Raw genomic sequence first — 18,917 nt, 5'->3', positions numbered from 1 at the left:
CGTCACGGCCGTCTGCGGTGCTTTCGTCGCTTGCCCATACGTCTCCGCGCCCGCTTTCACTAGGTTCGAACATCCACCGCCGCGGTGGAATTGACGCAGCCCCGCTTGGCTGTGTTCCGAAGACTTCGAAGACTGAGAGAGAGACCCATGACCATCCGTATTCCCGAACTCGGGTTGGCGATCCGTCGTGCACTGGCGTTGGCGGCCACCACCACACTGGCCGCCCCCGCATTCGCCCAGCACGCACCGGAAGCCACCACGCTGGACCGTATCGAGATCACCGGTTCGCGCATCCGCCAGGTCGACCTGGAAACCGCACAGCCGGTGCTGACCATCAGCCGCGCCGACATCGAGCGGCAGGGCTTCAATTCCGTCGCGGACATCCTGCAGAACCTGACCGCGACCGGCAGCCCCGCGCTCAGCCGCGCCAGCCCACTCAGCAGCGGCGAAGCCTCCGGCGGCAGCTACGTGGACATGCGCGGGCTGGGGGCGCAGCGCACGCTGGTGCTGGTCAACGGCAAGCGCCTGGGCATGACCACTTCGGGTTACCAGGACATTTCCAGCATTCCCGCCGCTGCCGTGGAGCGCATGGAAGTACTGAAGGACGGCGCTTCGGCCATCTACGGTTCCGACGCGATGGCCGGCGTGGTCAACATCATCACCCGGCGCAACGTCCAGGGTGTGACTGCCAACGTCTACCATGGGCAGTTCAGCGAAGGCGACGGTGCCCGCACCCAGTACGATGTGGTTGCCGGCTGGTCGAATGACCGCGCCTCGATCAGCGTCGCCGCCGAGCATGTCGAAGAGAAGGGCGTGTGGGCGAAGGACCGCGGCTTCAGCGCCTACACCTATACCGATCGTCATCCGGACGATGGCTGGACCACGGTCGGCCAGTGGGGGCGCATCGTCGGCTTCAAGGGCCCGGGCTGCAGCAGCGCCCGTGGCTGCAGCTATTCACTCGATCGCGGCAGCCAGCCGGGCGGGCCGGACAGTTTCCACCCCAGTGACAACACACCGTTCACCGGTGACGTCAGCAACAGCAACGAACAGATGCACGTGCAGACGCCGATCAAGCGCGATTCGCTCTTCGTCGACGCACGCATGGACCTGAACGACCAGATCCGCTTCAACACCCAGTTGGCCTACAACCGACGCACCACCACGCGCCAGGTTGCCGGCTATCCGTTCCAGTCCGGTGCAGCCGGCATCACGCCGATGTCCGCCGACAGCTGGTTCAACCCGTTCGGCAGCCACCACGGCTATGAACGCCCAAGCGATGTGCACTGGAACCGCCGCAGCTGGGAGATTCCGCGCGTCAGCATCAGCGAACTGACCACCTGGCAGGGTGTCGCAGCGTTTGAAGGCAGCTTCCAGTTCGTCGGTCGCGAGTTCGATTGGGAAGCCGGCTACCAGTACAACCGCAGCGAGCTGGAGCAGCGAGCCACCGGCAACCTGCACAAGCAGCGCGTCGCCGATTCCACCGGTCCTTCGTTCTACAACCCGGCCACCGGCAAGGTGGAATGCGGCACACCGGACGCGCCGATTGCCGGCTGCAAGCCCTGGAATCCGCTGGTGCCGTATGGCCAGGATGACCCGTACGGCCTGACCGGCAACGGCGAACTGCAGGACTGGCTGTTCCCCGAGGAACTCACCCGTGGCCGAAACACCACCCGCAACCTGTTCGCCAGCCTCAGTGGCGGCCTTGCCACGCTGCCCGCCGGGGAACTGGGCTTCGCCCTGGGCGTGGAGAGCCGCCGCGAGGAGGGTCGCTTCATTCCCGACGCGCTGGCCCAGACCGGTGCCACTACCAACCTGGCGGCGGGCCCCACCGGCGGTGGCTACCGTGTCGACGAGGCCTATCTGGAGCTGAGCGTGCCGTTGCTGCACGACCTGCCCGGTGCACGCCAGCTGACCCTCGACACGGCGACGCGCTACTCCGACTACACCACCTTCGGCGGAACCCTCAACAGCAAGTTCGGCGTCTCCTGGAAGCCGATCGACCAGTTGCTGGTCCGTGGCACCTGGGCCCAGGGCTTCCGTGCGCCGACCATCTCGAATCTGTACGGTGGCGGCTCGCAGACCTTCACCACCGGCTTCCGTGATCCCTGCGATACCGTCCATGGCGCGGCCGCCAGCAGCCCGGAGGTACGTGCACGCTGCGCCGCCGACATCGCCAACGCAGACAGCTACCGCCAGCTAGGCCAGGGCAACGAGCCGATCACCGGCAGCAGCGGGCAGACGCCCCTGCCCTTCACCAACGGCTCCAATCCCGACCTGAAGCCGGAAACCTCGACCAGCCGCACGCTGGGCCTGGTCTGGAGCCCGACGTTTGCTGAAGGACTGAACATCGCGCTGGACTGGTGGAAGGTCCGCATCGACAACACCATCGTTGCCGACCATCCCAATGACATCCTCCGCGACTGCTACGAACTGGGCATCGCCGAGCGCTGCGGCAGCTTCACCCGCGACCCGGAACTGGGCATCGTCAACACGCTCAGCTATGGCAGCCGCAACAGCGGTTTCCGCCAGGCCGAAGGCTATGACCTGGAGATCGGTCACAAGTTCGAAACGTCCTGGGGCACGCTGAGCGCCGACTGGAAGACGACCTATGTGGTGGCTGCGGAAGAACGGACCACCAACGAGGCGGATGCCCCCCCCATTCCCAGCAATGGCATTGCCACCAACGGCGGCATCGGCTTCCGTGTGCGCTCCAACGCATCATTGGGCTGGGAACGTGGCAACCTCGGCCTGGGTTGGGGCCTGCGCTATTTCTCCGCGGTCAAGGAACGTTGCCTGGATGCGGCCACGTACCCGGGTGAGTGTTCGCACCCGGGGCAGCGCGCACCGTGGTTCAGTGGCAGCCGTGACTACAACCGTCGCGGATCGGTCACCTTCCACGACGTGCAGGCACGCTACAACCTGCCATGGGATGCGACCGTCTCGATCGGTGCCAACAATGTATTCGGCCGCCAGGGGCCGATCATGTACAGCCAGCCGAGCGCCAACTTCTCCTACTACGGTGGCTTCGACATCGGTCGTTTCATCTACATGAAATACCAGCAGCGCTTCTGATCCACCGCGCTCCCTGTACCACCGCCACGGCCCTTCGGGGCCGTGGCTCCATGGGAACCGGACCGCCGTCATCCCGTGGTCGCAAAGCGGTCATATCCGCTACATCGCCAGGCCCGAGCATGCCGGAAACCCGGAGGCCCGCCATGCGCTATGCCATCGTCACCGAGACCTACCCGCCGGAAGTGAACGGCGTTGCCCTGACCGTGCAGGGCCTGGAGCAGGGACTGCGCACTTCCGGCCATGACATCGACCTGATCCGGCCACGCCAGACCAGCGAAGCGCTGGACTCGGCGCCAGGCACGCTGCTGGTTCCGGGTGCCGCATTGCCACGCTACCCCGGCCTGCGCTTCGGCCTGCCTGCACCGATCCGGCTCAACCGCCACTGGCAGCAGCAGCGCCCCGATGCGGTCTACATCGCCACCGAAGGCCCGCTGGGCTGGTCGGCGCTGCGCACCGCGCGCCGCCTTGGCATTCCAGTCGCCAGTGGTTTCCACACCCGCTTCGACGAGTACCTGCCCGACTACGGCGTCGCCTGGCTGCAGGCCGCTGCGATGCGCTGGATGCGCCGGTTCCACAACCAGGCCGACGCAACGCTGGTACCCACCCGCGAACTGCAGCAGTTCCTCGGCGAACAGGGTTTCGAACGTGTACGCCTGCTGGCACGTGCGGTCGACAGTCAGCAGTTCGATCCGGGCCGGCGCGACCCGGGGCTGCGCGAGGAATGGGGCGTGGACGGCAATGGCCTGGTCGCGATCCATGTCGGCCGCATCGCTGCGGAAAAGAACCTTGGCCTGGCGGTGAAAGCCTTCCGGCGCCTGCAGCAGATCCGGCCCAAGGCCCGCTTCGTCTGGGTGGGTGATGGCCCGGCTCGCGAAAAACTGGCACATGAAAACCCGGATTTCATCTTCTGCGGCATCCAGCGCGGCGAGGCCCTGGCGCGGCATTTCGCCAGCGGTGACCTGTTCCTGTTTCCCAGCCGCAGCGAGACCTTCGGCAACGTGACCCTGGAAAGCATGGCCAGCGGCCTGGCCACCGTCGCTTTCGACTACGGTGCGGCCCGCGAATACGTGCGTGATGGCGAGAACGGCGCGGCCGTGGAAAACGATGAGCAGTTCATCGAGGCAGCCGTGCAGTTGGCCGCCGATGATGCACGGCGCCGCGAATTCGGCAGCAGCGCCGCGCGTGCGATGAAGCGCCTGCATCCACAGCAGGTGGTTGCCGAGTTCGATGCGCTGCTGTCCGAGCTGGCCCAGTCGCGGAGGAGCGGCCATGCGCACCACGCCGCTTGAGCTGTTGGCCGGCCGCGAGGCGCGGCTCTGCCGCCGGGCCAACCACTACTGCCGGCGTCGCCGCGTGCGTCGCCTGTTCTCGGTCATCAGCCGTCTCGGCGATGGCGTGTTCTGGTACGTGCTGATGGGCGCGCTGGTGCTGCTCGACGGCTTCGACGGACTGCGCGCCTCCGTGCACATGGCCGCCACCGGTCTGGCCGCGCTGCTGCTCTACAAAGGCCTCAAGCGCTGGACCCGGCGTCCCCGCCCGTATGCGGCCGATCTGCGCATCCGTGCCTGGGTGGCACCGCTGGATGAGTTCAGCTTCCCCTCCGGGCACACCCTGCACGCGGTGTCGTTCACCATCGTCGCGTTGGCCTACTACCCGTGGCTGGCACCGCTGCTGGTCCCGTTCACCTTCGGCGTCGCGCTGTCGCGGGTGGTGCTGGGCCTGCACTACCCGTCCGATGTACTGGCCGCCACCGGCATTGCCATCCTGCTGGCATCGGCCAGCCTGGCCTGGTTGCCGCTGCCGGTGTGATGGCCGCCGCGCCGGCCACGCATGGCCCGGCGCTACCGTCATCGTTGATGGCCTAGAATGCAGGCATGACCACGCTGTTCATTTCCGACCTGCACCTGGACCCCAGCCGTCCAGAGATCACCGACCTGTTCCTGCGCTTCCTGCGCGAACAGGCGCCCGGCGCCGATGCGCTGTACATCCTCGGCGACCTGTTCGAAGCCTGGATCGGCGACGACACGCCCTCGCCTGCCGCCGATGCAGTGGCCGACGCGCTGAAGGTGCTCTCCGACAGCGGCGTGCCGGTGTACTTCATCCGCGGCAACCGCGACTTCCTGCTCGGCGAAGACTATGCGCGCCGTGCCGGCCTGCGCATCCTGCCCGACCCGTGCGTGATCGAGCTGTACGGTCGCCCGGTGCTGCTGCAGCACGGTGACCTGCTGTGCACGGACGACATCCCCTACCAGCAGTTCCGTGCACAGACGCGCGACCCGGCATTCCAGGCGCAGTTCCTGTCACAGCCGCTGGCCGCACGCGTCGCCTTCGCGCAGAAGGCACGCGACGCCAGCCAGGCCCGCCAGTCGGAAATGAAGCAGGGCGATCGTGCGCAGTTCGAGACCGTGACCGATGTGGCTCCGGCCGAAGTCGATGCCACCTTCGTGCGCCATGGCGTGGACACCATGATCCACGGCCACACCCATCGCCCGGCGGTGCACACGCTGCAGGCCGGTGGGCGCACCTGCAACCGCATCGTGCTGGGTGACTGGTACGAACAGGGATCGGTACTGCGCGTGGATGCCGGCGGCTGGTCGCTGGATACGCTCGCGCGCGAATGATGGATCGCAGGGTGCCAACCAAGGTTGGCATCTACCAGGGCAGGTGCACCCACCCGGGTAGACGCCGACCCCGGTCGGCGACTGGCTTCAGCGGAAGGCCGCGATGGTGGCCTTGGTATTGACCAGCACGCGCTGGTTGTCGGCGGTACTGGCATTGCCCATCGGGATGCCGTTGTAGCTGATGTTCGGGTTGGACCAGTAGTTCAGGCGCGGGCAACCGGCCGAGCAGTCATAGGCCATGATCGTGCGCCAGCGCGAACCGGAGGACGGCTCGTAGCGATAGCCGTGCCCATAGGCATAGGGCGACGTGCTGGGATCACTGGCGATATCGTGCCGCGCACTCTGCAGATGGCCGATCTCATGCGCGAAGGAGTAGTAGCCGGTCGCGCAATCCCAGTACACCGCCGCGAAGGCCGTCGATGCCGTCGAGCCGATGCCCGAGGCCAACCCGCAGTAGCTCGTGTTGTTGATCAGCAGGACGCCGACATCGGCCGCGGTGTTGTTGCGGCTGGTGTGAATGCTGTCCATGTAGCCGTCGCTGGTGTTGCGGAAGCGGGTCAGGTCGGTGGTGAAGTTGCCGGACTCGGTGTAGTTGGTGGTTTCATAGCCGGCCAGCTGCAGGGTGATGCCAACGTTGCTGTTGACGTAACCCTGGTTGGATTCGGCCACCGCCAGCTGCACCAGCGACTGCATGTTGCCGCCATAGGCCGTTACCGCTGCATTGGTCGCCACCACCAGCACGCGGATGGTGGCCGGGGTGCCGGACGAGGCCTGCGCGATGCCGATGCGGTCATTGTTGCCCATCGGGATTTTCGGCAGCTGGTTGTAGTCGGCCGGATGATCGGCCGGCATCCGCGATTCATCCACTTCCACCAGTACATGGCGGTTGCCCAGCGGACGCAGCCGGTAAAGCTTGCCGTCCTTGCGGATCGAGCCGGTGAGGGTGTTGCCCGAACGCACCAGGATCACTGAATTGCCAGGATCATCCTGACCGTTCGAAGTGGCGGCAGTCAGCCGATCGGACGGCGAACGCAACTGGCCGTACCAGATGCTGCCGCCATCGGGCAGGGCTTCCACCTTGCTGCGCACCGCCTGCACGCGCTGGCCAAGCAGTTCGAACTCCAGTTGCGGCTGCGCGGTGGCAGCAGCGTCGACACGCACTTCCTGTACCGTCGCGGTGGACGGGGTGGCCAGCAGCTTGCCCAGCGCGGGCTCACTGTTTGCCGATGCCCGGCTGATGACCGTCACCGGCTCGAACAACGGTGCCGCATGCGCGGCCGCTGCCACCGACAAACCCAACACCAGGCCACCTGCCGCTTTGCCAATCGATCTGGACAACATTGCGTCGCTCCTTGAATGATGTGAACAGCGTTGATGCAGCACGCCCGGGTTTGCCGGGTCTGGCCATATGGCCTGCGCGGGTCGTGTGAATTCAATAGAAGATGGGAATGAAAATCAGGAACTGTGATCGACCGCATCTGCGTTAAGTAAGGTCAAAAGCGTCACTACACTTCGCCAATACACCGCTTTCGCGCTACCGTGACGCAGTCACGACGGGACATGCACATGGCACCATCGCAGGACACGGATGAAGATGTCGGCATGCTGCGGATTGGCCTGTTCTTCGATGGCACCCGCAACAACGCGCACAACCTGGCACGCGGTCGCCCACAGGTTCCGCAGCCACGTCCGGCGCAGCTGCGCGCGGATGATGATTCGACCTACCAGAGCCGGCTGACCAGCAGCTACGACAACGGCCTGACCAACATCGCGCGCCTGCAGCAGCTGTATCCGGACAGCCGCCGCAATGCGATGGGCGCACCTTCGTTGTCGATCTATGTGGAGGGCGTGGGCACCCGCGATGATGCCGATGATGATCTGATCGGACTGGCCTTCGGCATCGGTGCCAGTGGCGTTCGTGCAAAAGTGCAGCGCACGCTGCAGGTGCTGCTGCCGGCGGCACTGGCCGAGCTGTCCGCGCGCTGGCAGCGACCGTTGCGTGGCGTGCAGCTGGATCTGTTCGGCTATTCGCGCGGCGCTGCCGCGGCACGTGACATCGCCAACCAGCTGCAGGGCTGGGACAGCGCGCGCTGGCGCCAGCTGCTGCAGGGCGCCGGCCTGTCCTGCACTGCGAACTTCGCCCCCGCCACACCGGTGCTGCGCTTCATCGGACTGTTCGACACCGTGGTCGCAGTCAATGGCGGCCGCGCCGATGAGCAGCCGCAGCTGGCCCTGCACAGCGGCATCGCCGGTCGCGTCGTGCAGCTCACTGCACGCGATGAACACCGCCAGCACTATCCGCTGACCAGCGTGGCGCCGCCGTTCACCGAGATCGCCCTGCCCGGTGTGCATGCCAACATCGGTGGTGGCTACAACCAGCTGGAGGAAGGCCCCAAGCTGCTCAGCCGACCGCGCCGGCAACAGTTGCGCCGCCCAGCGGTTGCCGACTACCAGGTCCCACCATTGGCGTTGCTGCAGGCCACCACGGCCTACGCTGAAACACAGGCCGATGCCGAACGCTGGCGGCAGCAGCTGGGCGTTGGGGAAAAAGAGATCTGGGTGGATGTCTGGCACCAGTGGCAGCAGCAGCGTCGCGCCGGCAGCCGCAGCGTGCTGCTGTCACCGGTGCTGTATGTGACTGCTGCGGTGGTGCTGCGTCGGCGCATCGACTGGCGTTATCAACTGATCGCACTGCAGGTGATGCAGCAGCAGGCCATCGATGCCGGCGTGCAATGGACCGCCAATGCGGCCGGAGTTCCCGGCTGGGAGCTGCCGTCGGCCCTGCAGCCGATCGCACGCCGCCTGGTGGCCGGACAGCCGCTGACGCAGACACAGGAGGCGCTGCTGCGGCGGCGTTACCTGATGCAGTCGGCACACTGGAATTTCGACGCCCTGGGCGACACCGCACTGACCTACGCCGCCGATGCCGGCGTCAGCGAACTACCGTACCGGCCGGGCCCAGGCCTGTTCTACATCAACCGGCCGACCGTGGACGGCAAGCGCGTGGTGTTGCCGAATGCATAAGAAAAAGGGGACGGAGGGGATCAAGTCGTTTGTGGCATTCACGACTTGATCCCCTCCGTCCCCTTTTTCTCAACCCGCCTGCTCGACCAGGTTGGCGAGCTCATCCGCATCAAAACCAGCCAGCAGGCGCGCTTCGATGTTGAACGGCCCGTGCAGGTAGCCGCCGGCGTACTCCACCAGCAGTTCCTTGAAGCGTGCGCGCGGCTCGACACCGGCGCGGTCGCAGTACCAGCGGTACCAGCGCGAACCGGCGGCAACATGCGCCACTTCCTCGCGCAGGATCACTTCCAGCACGTCGGCGGTTTCGCCATCACCGACGTTGCGCAGCTTCTCGATCATGCCCGGGGTGACGTCCAGGCCGCGCGCTTCCAGCACGCGCGGCACCAGCGCCATGCGTGCCAAGCCGTCATGCGCGGTCTTTTCGCACATTTCCCACAGGCCGTTGTGCGCGGGGAAATCGGCATAGTCGTGGCCATGCACCTGCAGGCGTTCGCGCAGCAACATGAAGTGCCGCGATTCGTCGTCGGCACAGCTGACCCAGTCGGCATGGAACGCCGGCGGCAGGCCGCGGAAGCGGTACACCGCATCCCAGGCCAGGTCGATCGCGTTGAGTTCGATATGGGCGATGGCGTGGATGAAGGCGGCCCGCCCTTCCACGCCGCCCAGTCCGCGCCGCGGTACCTCGCGCGGATGCACCAGCACCAGTTGCGCGGGCCGGCCAGGCATGCGGATCGGTTCCGGCGGCGGCGCATCGGCGGCCACTCTCAGGCGACCGGCACGGAACGCGGCGGCGTACGCCTGAGTCAGCGCGACCTTGCGCAGCGGGTCGGCTTCGGCCAGGCACTGCTGCGCCGCACGCAGCAGGTCACCACCAACGTCGGGCACGTCAACCACGCCTGGACCTCAGGCGCGGCGCTTGTGCTTGGCATCGTCCGAACGCAGCTGCTGGATGCGCTCGAAGTAGCCCGGCTCGATACCGGTCGGGTAGTGGCCGTTGAAGCAGGACGAATCGAAGTTGCGCAGCGCCGGATTACCCTCGCTTACCGCCGCTTCCATGTCTTCCAGATCCTGGTAGATCAGCCAGTCGCAGCCCAGGTGCGCTTCGATCTCTTCCACGCTGCGGTTGTGCGCGACCAGCTCTTCGGCGGCCGGCATGTCGATGCCGTAGATGTTCGGGTAGCGCACCGGCGGCGCAGCACTGGCCAGGTAGACCTTGCGTGCGCCTGCATCACGGGCCATCTGCACGATCTGCTGGCTGGTGGTGCCACGCACGATCGAGTCGTCCACCAGCAGCACTACGCGGTTGCGGAATTCCAGGTGGATCGGATTGAGCTTGCGGCGCACCGACTTCACGCGCTCGCCCTGCCCCGGCATGATGAAGGTGCGGCCGATGTAGCGGTTCTTGATGAAGCCTTCGCGGTACTTCACCCCGAGTACGTTGGAGATCTCCAGCGCGGCGTCGCGCGAGGTGTCCGGGATCGGGATGATGGTGTCGATGTCGTGGTCCGGGCGCAGGCGCAGGATCTTCTCGCCCAGCTTGATGCCCATGCGCATGCGCGCCTTGTGCACCGACACGTTGTCGATCATCGAATCCGGGCGTGCGAAGTACACGTACTCGAAGATGCACGGGGTGTGCTCGGCCGGCTCGGCGCAGATCTCCGAGAACAGCTCGCCACGCGCGGTGATCACCAGCGCTTCACCCGGCTGCACGTCACGCACGCGCTGGAAGCCCAGCACGTCCAGCGCGGCCGATTCGGACGCCACGATGTACTCATCACCCTCGGCGTGGCTGCGCTTGCCCAGCACCAGCGGGCGGATACCATGCGGGTCACGGAAGGCGACCAGGCCCAGGCCCAGCACCACGCTGACCACCGCATAGCCCCCTTTGCAGCGGCGGTGCACGCCAGCCACGGCACGGATGGCCGCTTCCGGGCTGAGCTGGCGCTGCTGCTCCAGTTCGTAGGCGAACACGTTCAACAGCACTTCGCTGTCCGAATCGGTGTTGACGTTGCGCCGGTCCTGTTCGAACACCTGCTGGCGCAGCGCCTCGGTGTTGATCAGGTTGCCGTTGTGGGCCAGCGCGATGCCGTACGGCGAGTTGACGTAGAACGGCTGTGCCTCGTCCATGCCTTCCGAACCGGCGGTCGGGTAGCGCACATGAGCGATGCCGACGCTGCCTTCCAGGGTGGACATGGTGCGGGCATCGAACACATCGCGAACCAGGCCGGTGGCCTTCTGCACCCGCAGGCGGCTGCCATTGACGGTGGCGATGCCTGCTGCGTCCTGGCCGCGATGCTGGAGGACGGTCAAGCCGTCATACAACTGCCCGGCGACGTTCTGGTTGCCGACGATTCCGACGATGCCACACATGGTGCGAGGTCTCCGCTGGGCTTTGCCCAATTACAAGGAAGGTGGCCGTACCTGGCCGCGGTGGTCGCCGCGCGCGCGGTCGACATTGGCCGGATCGCCCGGCTCGATACTGTCCGGCAGTGCTGGGGCGTCCGGACGCACTTCGGCCGGATCGTAGGAATCGCCCTGTTCCGCTTTCGCAGGCCGCAGCCATCCGCTGCCTGCCACTACCTGGTTGAGGATGCCATTATCGCCTGCCGCGCCCGGCTTTCCCAACCCGGCGCCTGCGTTCTTCCCCAACTCCATCAATGCAGATGGGGACAGGGCGTCGGTGGGCAAGCCCTTGGGCAGCAGATCGGCGCCGGGAACCTCCCAGTGCGGCAGCTTGCTGTTCATCCAGGCAACGGTGGGGTTCAGCAGTGGGCGCACCGCCGAACGCTGCCAGGAAGGCTCGGCGGTCAGCGGGGTGAAACTGCCCAGCAGCAGCAGGATCGCGGCGATCAGGCCGCCCCGCACCGCGCCCAGCACCCCACCCAGCAGGCGGTCCAGGCTGGTCAGCATGCTGCGGTGGACCAGGGCCTTGATGACCATGCCGATCACCGCGACCACGATCATCACGCCGATGCCGACCCCCAGGTAGCCACCGACGAAGTGTTCGCCACCGGGGGCCGCCGGGGCGGCCCACCAATGGGCGGCATCATTGCCGAAGGCGAAGGCCGCCCACGCGGCCAGCAACCACGACAGGGTGCCGATGACGATTCCCACAAAGCCGCGCAGCATCCCCAGCAGGGTGGAGGCGGCGATCACGATCAGCAGCACCACGTCGATCATGGCGCCCCGCTCCTTCGGCGGCGCTGGCAACGGGGCTGCGCGTGGGTCATGGGTGCGGTCGCACCATGCCGGCCACGCCGACCTTGGCGGCGACCTGCGCCTTCAGCTGCTCGGCATCGGCGCGGTTGGCCACCGGCCCGACGCGGACGCGATGCAGGGTGCCCTTGTCCGTGCGCACCTGTTCAACGAACGCGCTGAAACCGGCGGCGCGGACCTTGTCGCGCAGGGCATTGGCATCGTTGGCCTGACCGAACGCGCCCAGCTGCACGGCAAAGCCGACGCCGCTGGCAGCCGGTGCCGCCGGCGTGGTCGGCGCCGTCGCCGGCTTGCTGGCGGTGGCCTCCGGCTTCGGCTCGGGCTTCGGCGCCGGCTTCGGCGGTTCCGGCCTGGCGGCCGGGGTGGTCGCTGCGGTCGGCGTACTCGGCGGCAGGCTTTCGCTGCGGACCGGGTTGCTGCTGGCCGACGGCGCAGTGGCTGCGGACGGAGTGCTGGCGCTCGGCGTAGCCGATGCCGGAGTGGCCGCGACCGGGGCACTGCTGCCGGCCGCCGCGTCCAGAGTGATCACTTCGGCCTTCACATCCGCGCGGATCTTCACCGCCTGCAGGCGGGCCGCCTCGGCCTGGGCGCGGTCGGCATACGGCCCGACCCGCACACGCCATGCCTGACGGCCGCCGATGGTGGCGGTTTCAGTGAAGCCCGGCAGCTGCGAGCGCTTCAGGTAGGCGATCACGGCATCGGCATCGGCCTTGCTGCCGTAGGCACCGAAGGTGACCGCATAGTTGCCGGCGGCAACCGTCGGCGACGTGTCCACGGTCGGCGGCGTGGCCGGCGTGGCGGCATCCTGCAGCGGCTTGGCCTGTCCGGTCTGCAGGCCGGTGGCGCCACCGGCCGGGGCGACCAGGGGCAGCTCACGGGTTTCGAACTGGCCATCGGCCGGTGCATCCGGCGCGGCGATCGGCACATTGGCCACACCGCTGTCCGGTGCCGGTCCCTTGACCAGCATCGGCAGGAAAATCACGGCCAGCGCCACCAGCACGATGGCACCAATCAGACGCTGTTTCAGAGGCGTATCCACGTGAGGCAGGCAACTGTCCGGAGGTTGCCGTCGATTATACGGGTGCCGGACCGGACGGCGTCGGCGTTGGCTGAACGCGGATCAGGCATCGCCCTGCAGCATCTGCAGGGCAGCCGCGGCGGTATGGAAGGAGCCGAACACCAGCACGCGGTCGCCGCGCTCGGCCTGGGCCAGCACCTGCGCCAGTGCCTGTTCGACGCTGTCGGCCAGCGGCGCCTTGGCCGCAGCCGTGCCAGCCAGGCGCGCCTGCAGCTGGGTGGCGCTCTGCCCACGCGGGCCATCCAGCCCGGCCAGAGTCCACTCGCCCACCACATCCTGCAGCGCCTGCACCACGCCCACCGCGTCCTTGTCCTGCAGCGCGGCGTACACCGCCAGGGTGCGCCCGGCCGAGACCTCGGCCTTCAGCGCACGCGCCAGCTGGCCCGCTGCCTGTGGGTTGTGGCCCACGTCCACACGGATCTGCACGCCATCCCGCTCGAATGCCTGCATGCGGCCGGAAATACGCGCCGCCGCGATACCGGCGGCCCACGCCGCACGCGGCACCGGCTTGTCCAGCGCGCGCAGGGCGGCGATGGCGGCACCCGCATTGGCCAGCTGGATCGGGCCGGCCAGCGCCGGGGTCGGCAGCTCCATGCGCAGGCCGACATCACGCCAGCGCCAGCGCTGTGCATCGATCGGTTCGTAGAAATAATCGCTGCCGCCGCGGATCGCGTTGGCACCCACCAGATAGGCACGTGCGAGCACGCTGGACGGCGGATCGGTCTCGCCCAGAATCACCGGCTTCCAGCCACGGATGATGCCGGCCTTCTCTGTGCCGATCGCTTCGCGGTCCTCGCCCAGCCACTCGGCATGGTCGATGTCCACGGTGGTGATCACCGCCACGTCGGCATCGACGATGTTGACCGCATCAAGGCGGCCACCCAGACCCACTTCCAGTACCGCCAGATCCAGCCCGGCGTCGGTGAACAACTGCAGCGCGGCCAGCGTGCCGTACTCGAAATAGGTCAGCGTGGTCTCGCCCCGCGCAGCCTCGATGGCGTTGAACGCAGCGACCAGCGCTGCATCGTCCACATCCTGCCCGTCGATGCGCACACGCTCGTTGTAGCGCAGCAGATGCGGTGACGTGTAGGCGCCGACCTTCCAACCAGCAGCACGGCCGATGGCCTCGATGAAGGCCACGGTGGAGCCCTTGCCGTTGGTGCCACCGACCACGATGGTGCGCCCGGCCGGCGCGCCAAGACCCATCGCCGTGGCCACGGTGCGCACGCGCTCCAGGCCCATGTCGATGGTCGCCGGGTGCTGGCGTTCAATGTAATCCAGCCAATCGGCCAGGGTGGTCGGGGTGTTCGTCACGGCAGTGCTTCCAGCAGGTACAGGTGATTCGGTGTGGCGGGTCAGAGTGCGCGGTGCTTGGCTTCGCCGAAGAACGGCGTGTGGTGGGCGCAGTCGTTCAGGCGCACCACTTCCAGGCTGTCCAGGTCGGCGCCCTCGAGCAGGTTGAGCGTGGTCGGTGCCTGGCGGAAGGTCCACAGGCGGGAGATCGGCAGGCCCAGCACCTTGCACAGAATCACGCGGTTGACCGCGTCATGCGCGACCACCAGCAGGGTGTCGTGCTCGCCGAGGCCTTCGGTGGCACGGGCCAGGCCACGCCAGCTGCGTTCCAGCACCAGGCGCAGCGATTCGCCGCCGGGCATCAGCACGGTATCCGGTTCCTCGCGCCAGGCCTGCAGGCGCGACGGATCCTTTTCGTTGATTTCGCTGGCCAGCAGGCCTTCCCATTCGCCGTGGGCGATTTCCTGCAGCTCCGGCTCGGTCAGCAGCATGTCGGCGCGGGCGGCGCCAAGCGCCAGCTGCGCGGTGCGCTGCGCGCGCGACAGCGGCGAGGCAACGGCACGGGTGATGTCCACCGAGGCCAAGCGGGCGCCAAGCGCCTGGGCCTGGGCTTCGCCGATCGGCGAAAGCGGAATATCGATCTGGCCCTGGTAGCGGCCTTCGGCGTTCCACGGCGTTTCGCCGTGGCGGGCAAGCAGGATGCGCATGCGTGCAAGGGGTCCTGGGGGGAGGAGGTTTCCGCGTTTCGTTCACATCCTGTGAAGTGCGCGGAACAGGGATGATACCTGTTCGGCGCACCGGGCCGGGCCGGGCATGAAAAAACCCCGCGACGTGGGTCGCGGGGTTTTGGAACTCCGGCTATCTGGTCGAGGTTGCCGGCCAGCGGCCGGCACTACCGCAACCGGTTTATTTCGCCAGGTTCAGTTCCTTCAGCAGCTGCGGCGCCGGCGCCACTTCCTGCATGATCCACTGCATGTAGCGGCTGTCGACGGCGATCATGCGGGTCATCACCGGATCGAACACCCAGTTGGAGCTGACCGATTCCCAGTTGCCATCGAATGCCAGACCGACCAGCTTGCCGTTGGCGTCCAGCACCGGCGAGCCCGAGTTGCCGCCGGTGATGTCCAGGTTGGACAGGAAGTTCACCGGCACCGAACCAATGCGCTTGTCTTCCAGGCCGCCGTAACGCTTGGCCTTGACCGCATCGAGCAGCGCCTTCGGCGAATCGAACGGATCTTCGCCGGTTTCCTTCGCCGCCACGCCTTCCAGGGTGGTGAACGGGGTGTACTTCACGCCGTCCTTGCCATAGCCCATGACGTTGCCGAAGGTGATGCGCAGCGACAGGTTGGCGTCCGGGTAGACGAACTCGCCCTGGCTCTTCTTGTAGTCGGCCACGGCCTGCAGGTACAGCGGACGCGCGGTCAGCGATTCGCCTTCGCGGATCTTCTTCTGCTCTTCCTGCTTCAGCAGTGCCGGCATGACGGCCACGGCGTACTGGATGGCCGGATCGCTGCTGGCTTCAAACGCGGCACGGTCGGCCTTGAACCACTTCAGGCGGGTGTCCAGGCTGCCCAGCTCGGTGCCGCCCAGCTTGGCCACCAGCGACTTCACCGCAGCCGCATCGCTGCCGGCCAGCCACTTGTTCAGCACTTCATTGTCGCGCTGCGCAGCGGGCAGGGCCACGTACTGCTCCAGCCAGTAGGCCTGCAGCTGCTGGTCCATCTTCGCCACGTAGCGGCGGTCCATCTGCTTGAGGCCACCTTCGATGGTGGTCAGGTCGCGTTCCTGGTAACCGGCTTCGCGCTCGGCATCCGGCTTGCTGCGCTCGATCGACAGGCGGTACAGGGTGATCGCTGCGCCAACGGCCGAGGTGTTGTTGAACTGGCCGACGAACAGGTCGCGTTCGCGGGTCGACTTGCTGGTATCCAGATGCTTGAGCAGCTGCGCGTGTGCGGCCAGCGCCGGCTTGCCGGCAGCGCCCTGCTTCTTCAGCCACGCCAGCACGGCGGCTTCTTCAGCCTGCTTCTGACCAGCGGCGTCGATGCGCTTGAAGCCTTCCAGCTGGCCCAGGTAGTTCTTGGCCACGTTGTTCATGCTGGCGGCGGTGGCGGCGTACTTCACCTTGACGTCGGCGTCGGCCTTGCCGGCGTCGGCGATCATCTTCAGCACCGCGTTGTAGTGCTTGGCGATGGTCGGGTAGGTGAAGCTGGCGGTTTCGTTGAACTCACCGGCCAGTGCGTAGCGGTTGGTGCGGCCCGGGTAGCCGGCCACCATCACGAAGTCGTCGGCGCCCAGCGGCTGGTCGGCGAACTTCAGGAAGTGCTTGGGCTGGTACGGCACGTTGTCGGCGGCGAAGGCGGCCGGCTTGCCGTCCTTGCCCACGTAGGCGCGGTAGAACGAGAAATCGCCGGTGTGGCGCGGCCACATCCAGTTGTCGACGTCGCCGCCGAACTTGCCGACGCTGCCCGGGGGCGCGTAGACCAGGCGCACGTCCTTGATTTCCATGTTGCGGAACAGGCGGTAGGTGTTGCCGCCGGAGAAGCTGTACAGGCGGCAGCGGAAGCCGGCATCGGCTTCACAGGCGGCGACCTGGGCCTTGTCGAAGGCGTCCAGCGCGCGGCTGCGGGCCAGCGGGTCGTTGCCGGCGGCAGCGATGGCGGCCTTGGCCTGGGTGGTGACGTCGGTGATCTGGTCGAGCACGAACACGCGGGCGTTCGGGCCGGCGCTCAGTTCGTCCTTCAGGGTCGGCGCGTTGAAGCCGTCCTTGATCAGGTTCTTCTGCGCGGTCGAATTCAGCTGGATGGCGCCATAAGCGCAGTGGTGGTTGGTGACCACCAAGCCCTGCGGCGAGACAAAGCTGGCGGTGCAGCCGCCGAGGGCGACGACCGCACCCATCGGGTCGCCGGTCAGGTTGGCCAGCTGTTCCGGGGACAGCTTCAGGCCGGCCTTCTGCAGCGGGCCGGCGATTTCCGGCAGCTGCTGCGGCACCCACATGCCTTCAGCGGCATGGGCGACCTGGGCCAGCCCGAGGCTGGCGACGATGGAGAATGCAAGCAGGTTCGAGCGCATGGAGCGGCCCCTGGGAGTGGAACCTTCGATTGTAGCCCGCCGCCCTGCCCCGGCCCGAACCCCGGAAGTCATGCAATCGGATGCTTCCATCGTTCAGCGTCTCCACTGCGATCGGACGGAGGCGGGAGGCCAGGCCGATGCAGGACACGCCGTAAACCCCGCTCCGCGGCCCGGCCCAGCCGCTGGCGGCTGTGCGTTCTGGCGCTTGCGAAGCAGTGCTTCGCGAGCAAAGCGCCCTCACCCATGGGGCTCGATCGCGCCATCCATGGCGCTCACGGTCCTGCATCGGCCTGGCCTCCCGTCTCCCGACAATTGCCTGGCCTCGGACGGTAGCGCCGGGCCATGCCCGGCGAGTGCAGCGGCCACGTTCGAAACGCCCGTCGGCGCACGCCTTTCGTTCCGCCACTGCACCCGCAGCGCAACATGGGAAATCCGCGCGGCACCCTATAATCCGCGCTTTCCCCCTGATGAGTTCCACCCCGATGGCGCAGCAAACGATGAAGGCCCTGGTCAAGCGCGAAGCGGCCAAGGGCATCTGGCTGGAAGAAGTTCCGGTTCCGACCCCGGGCCCGAACGAGGTCCTGATCAAGCTGGAGAAGACCGCGATCTGCGGCACCGACCTGCACATCTACCTGTGGGACGAGTGGAGCCAGCGCACCATCAAGCCGGGCCTGACCATCGGCCACGAATTCGTCGGTCGCGTCGCCGCACTCGGCTCGGCCGTGACCGGCTATGAAATCGGCCAGCGCGTCTCGGCCGAAGGCCACATCGTCTGCGGCCACTGCCGCAACTGCCGTGGCGGCCGCCCGCACCTGTGCCCGAACACCGTCGGCATCGGCGTCAACGTCAACGGTGCCTTCGCCGAATACATGGTGATGCCGGCCAGCAACCTGTGGCCGATCCCGGACCAGATCCCGTCGGAGCTGGCTGCGTTCTTCGACCCGTACGGCAACGCCGCGCACTGTGCGCTGGAGTTCAACGTGATCGGCGAGGACGTGCTGATCACCGGTGCCGGCCCGATCGGCATCATCGCCGCCGGCATCTGCAAGCACATCGGTGCGCGCAACGTGGTGGTGACCGACGTCAACGACTTCCGCCTGAAGCTGGCCGCCGACATGGGCGCCACCCGCGTGGTCAACGTCGCCAACCAGTCGCTGAAGGACGTGATGAAGGAACTGCACATGGAGGGCTTCGACGTGGGCCTGGAAATGAGCGGCAACCCGCGTGCGTTCAACGACATGCTCGACTGCATGTACCACGGCGGCAAGATCGCCATGCTCGGCATCATGCCCAAGGGCGCCGGCTGCGACTGGGACAAGATCATCTTCAAGGGCCTGACCGTGCAGGGCATCTACGGCCGCAAGATGTACGAGACCTGGTACAAGATGACCCAGCTGGTGCTGTCCGGCTTCCCGCTCGGCAAGGTGATGACCCACCAGCTGCCGATCGACGATTTCCAGAAGGGCTTCGACCTGATGGAAGAAGGCAAGGCCGGCAAGGTCGTGTTGAGCTGGAATTGACCCTTCGGGTCAATTCCCCCGCAT

Annotated in this window: 14 protein-coding genes; 6 read left to right on the top strand and 8 right to left on the bottom strand. The window is 66.9% G+C overall.

All coding sequences use genetic code 11. From position 1 onward, the window contains the following. The first annotated feature begins 147 nt into the window (after positions 1–147). The 4 genes from AC5QAH_RS06560 to lpxH all read left to right on the top strand — a co-directional run bounded on the left by AC5QAH_RS06560 (position 148) and on the right by lpxH (position 5,693). Positions 148–3,072, top strand: coding sequence for a TonB-dependent receptor domain-containing protein (locus AC5QAH_RS06560; protein WP_262088549.1), 2,925 nt, complete (start codon positions 148–150; stop codon positions 3,070–3,072). A gap of 143 nt (positions 3,073–3,215) precedes the next feature. Then, positions 3,216–4,361, top strand: coding sequence for a glycosyltransferase (locus tag AC5QAH_RS06555; protein ID WP_049454892.1), 1,146 nt, complete (start codon positions 3,216–3,218; stop codon positions 4,359–4,361). Then, positions 4,342–4,881 carry a phosphatase PAP2 family protein gene (locus tag AC5QAH_RS06550; RefSeq protein ID WP_010483928.1) on the top strand — a complete coding sequence of 180 codons (540 nt, stop codon included), beginning with the start codon at positions 4,342–4,344 and terminating at the stop codon, positions 4,879–4,881. The genes AC5QAH_RS06555 and AC5QAH_RS06550 overlap by 20 nt, the downstream gene beginning before the upstream one ends. Positions 4,882–4,946: 65 nt before the next feature. After that, positions 4,947–5,693, top strand: a complete 747-nt coding sequence (gene lpxH, locus AC5QAH_RS06545) for a UDP-2,3-diacylglucosamine diphosphatase (protein ID WP_049454889.1) — start codon at positions 4,947–4,949, stop codon at positions 5,691–5,693. A gap of 87 nt (positions 5,694–5,780) precedes the next feature. Here lpxH and AC5QAH_RS06540 read toward each other — a convergent pair whose 3' ends face one another. Next, positions 5,781–7,034 carry a zinc-dependent metalloprotease gene (locus tag AC5QAH_RS06540; protein WP_010483932.1) on the bottom strand — a complete coding sequence of 418 codons (1,254 nt, stop codon included), beginning with the start codon at positions 7,032–7,034 and terminating at the stop codon, positions 5,781–5,783. A 225-nt stretch (positions 7,035–7,259) separates the two neighbouring features. On the opposite strand from AC5QAH_RS06540, the gene AC5QAH_RS06535 reads away from it, so the two are divergent. Beyond that, complete coding sequence (locus AC5QAH_RS06535) at positions 7,260–8,717, top strand: T6SS phospholipase effector Tle1-like catalytic domain-containing protein (RefSeq protein ID WP_071306628.1); 1,458 nt, start codon at positions 7,260–7,262, stop codon at positions 8,715–8,717. Between the two features lie 69 nt (positions 8,718–8,786). Here AC5QAH_RS06535 and AC5QAH_RS06530 read toward each other — a convergent pair whose 3' ends face one another. The 7 genes from AC5QAH_RS06530 to AC5QAH_RS06500 form a co-directional block, all read right to left on the bottom strand. Next, positions 8,787–9,611 carry a ferritin-like domain-containing protein gene (locus AC5QAH_RS06530; RefSeq protein ID WP_043401359.1) on the bottom strand — a complete coding sequence of 275 codons (825 nt, stop codon included), beginning with the start codon at positions 9,609–9,611 and terminating at the stop codon, positions 8,787–8,789. 9 nt (positions 9,612–9,620) lie between these two features. After that, on the bottom strand, positions 9,621–11,087 hold the full coding sequence (gene purF, locus AC5QAH_RS06525) for an amidophosphoribosyltransferase (RefSeq protein WP_010483938.1): 1,467 nt from the start codon (positions 11,085–11,087) through the stop codon (positions 9,621–9,623). A gap of 30 nt (positions 11,088–11,117) precedes the next feature. Continuing rightward, positions 11,118–11,897 carry a CvpA family protein gene (locus tag AC5QAH_RS06520; RefSeq protein ID WP_019336370.1) on the bottom strand — a complete coding sequence of 260 codons (780 nt, stop codon included), beginning with the start codon at positions 11,895–11,897 and terminating at the stop codon, positions 11,118–11,120. Between the two features lie 46 nt (positions 11,898–11,943). Then, entirely contained in the window at positions 11,944–12,972 is a 1,029-nt protein-coding gene (locus AC5QAH_RS06515; RefSeq protein ID WP_191850693.1) for an SPOR domain-containing protein, read from the bottom strand. An 81-nt stretch (positions 12,973–13,053) separates the two neighbouring features. Next, a complete protein-coding gene (gene folC / locus AC5QAH_RS06510; protein WP_049454882.1) occupies positions 13,054–14,325 on the bottom strand; it encodes a bifunctional tetrahydrofolate synthase/dihydrofolate synthase in 1,272 nt (423 codons plus the stop codon). Positions 14,326–14,366: 41 nt separating this feature from the next. Beyond that, entirely contained in the window at positions 14,367–15,011 is a 645-nt protein-coding gene (locus AC5QAH_RS06505) for a histidine phosphatase family protein (RefSeq protein ID WP_010483945.1), read from the bottom strand. 199 nt (positions 15,012–15,210) lie between these two features. Next, the gene (locus tag AC5QAH_RS06500; RefSeq protein ID WP_053442564.1) at positions 15,211–17,373 is read right to left on the bottom strand and encodes a S46 family peptidase; all 2,163 of its coding nucleotides are present in this window, start codon (positions 17,371–17,373) and stop codon (positions 15,211–15,213) included. A gap of 497 nt (positions 17,374–17,870) precedes the next feature. Here AC5QAH_RS06500 and tdh point away from each other — a divergent pair, with 497 nt between their 5' ends. Then, entirely contained in the window at positions 17,871–18,893 is a 1,023-nt protein-coding gene (tdh, locus tag AC5QAH_RS06495) for an L-threonine 3-dehydrogenase (protein ID WP_010483949.1), read from the top strand. Positions 18,894–18,917 lie beyond the last annotated feature (24 nt).

This window comes from Stenotrophomonas sp. YJH_SMC_43, from assembly GCF_059372535.1.
The sequence above is the reverse complement of the archived record's forward strand: the minus strand, read 5'-3'. Positions and strand labels throughout refer to the sequence as shown.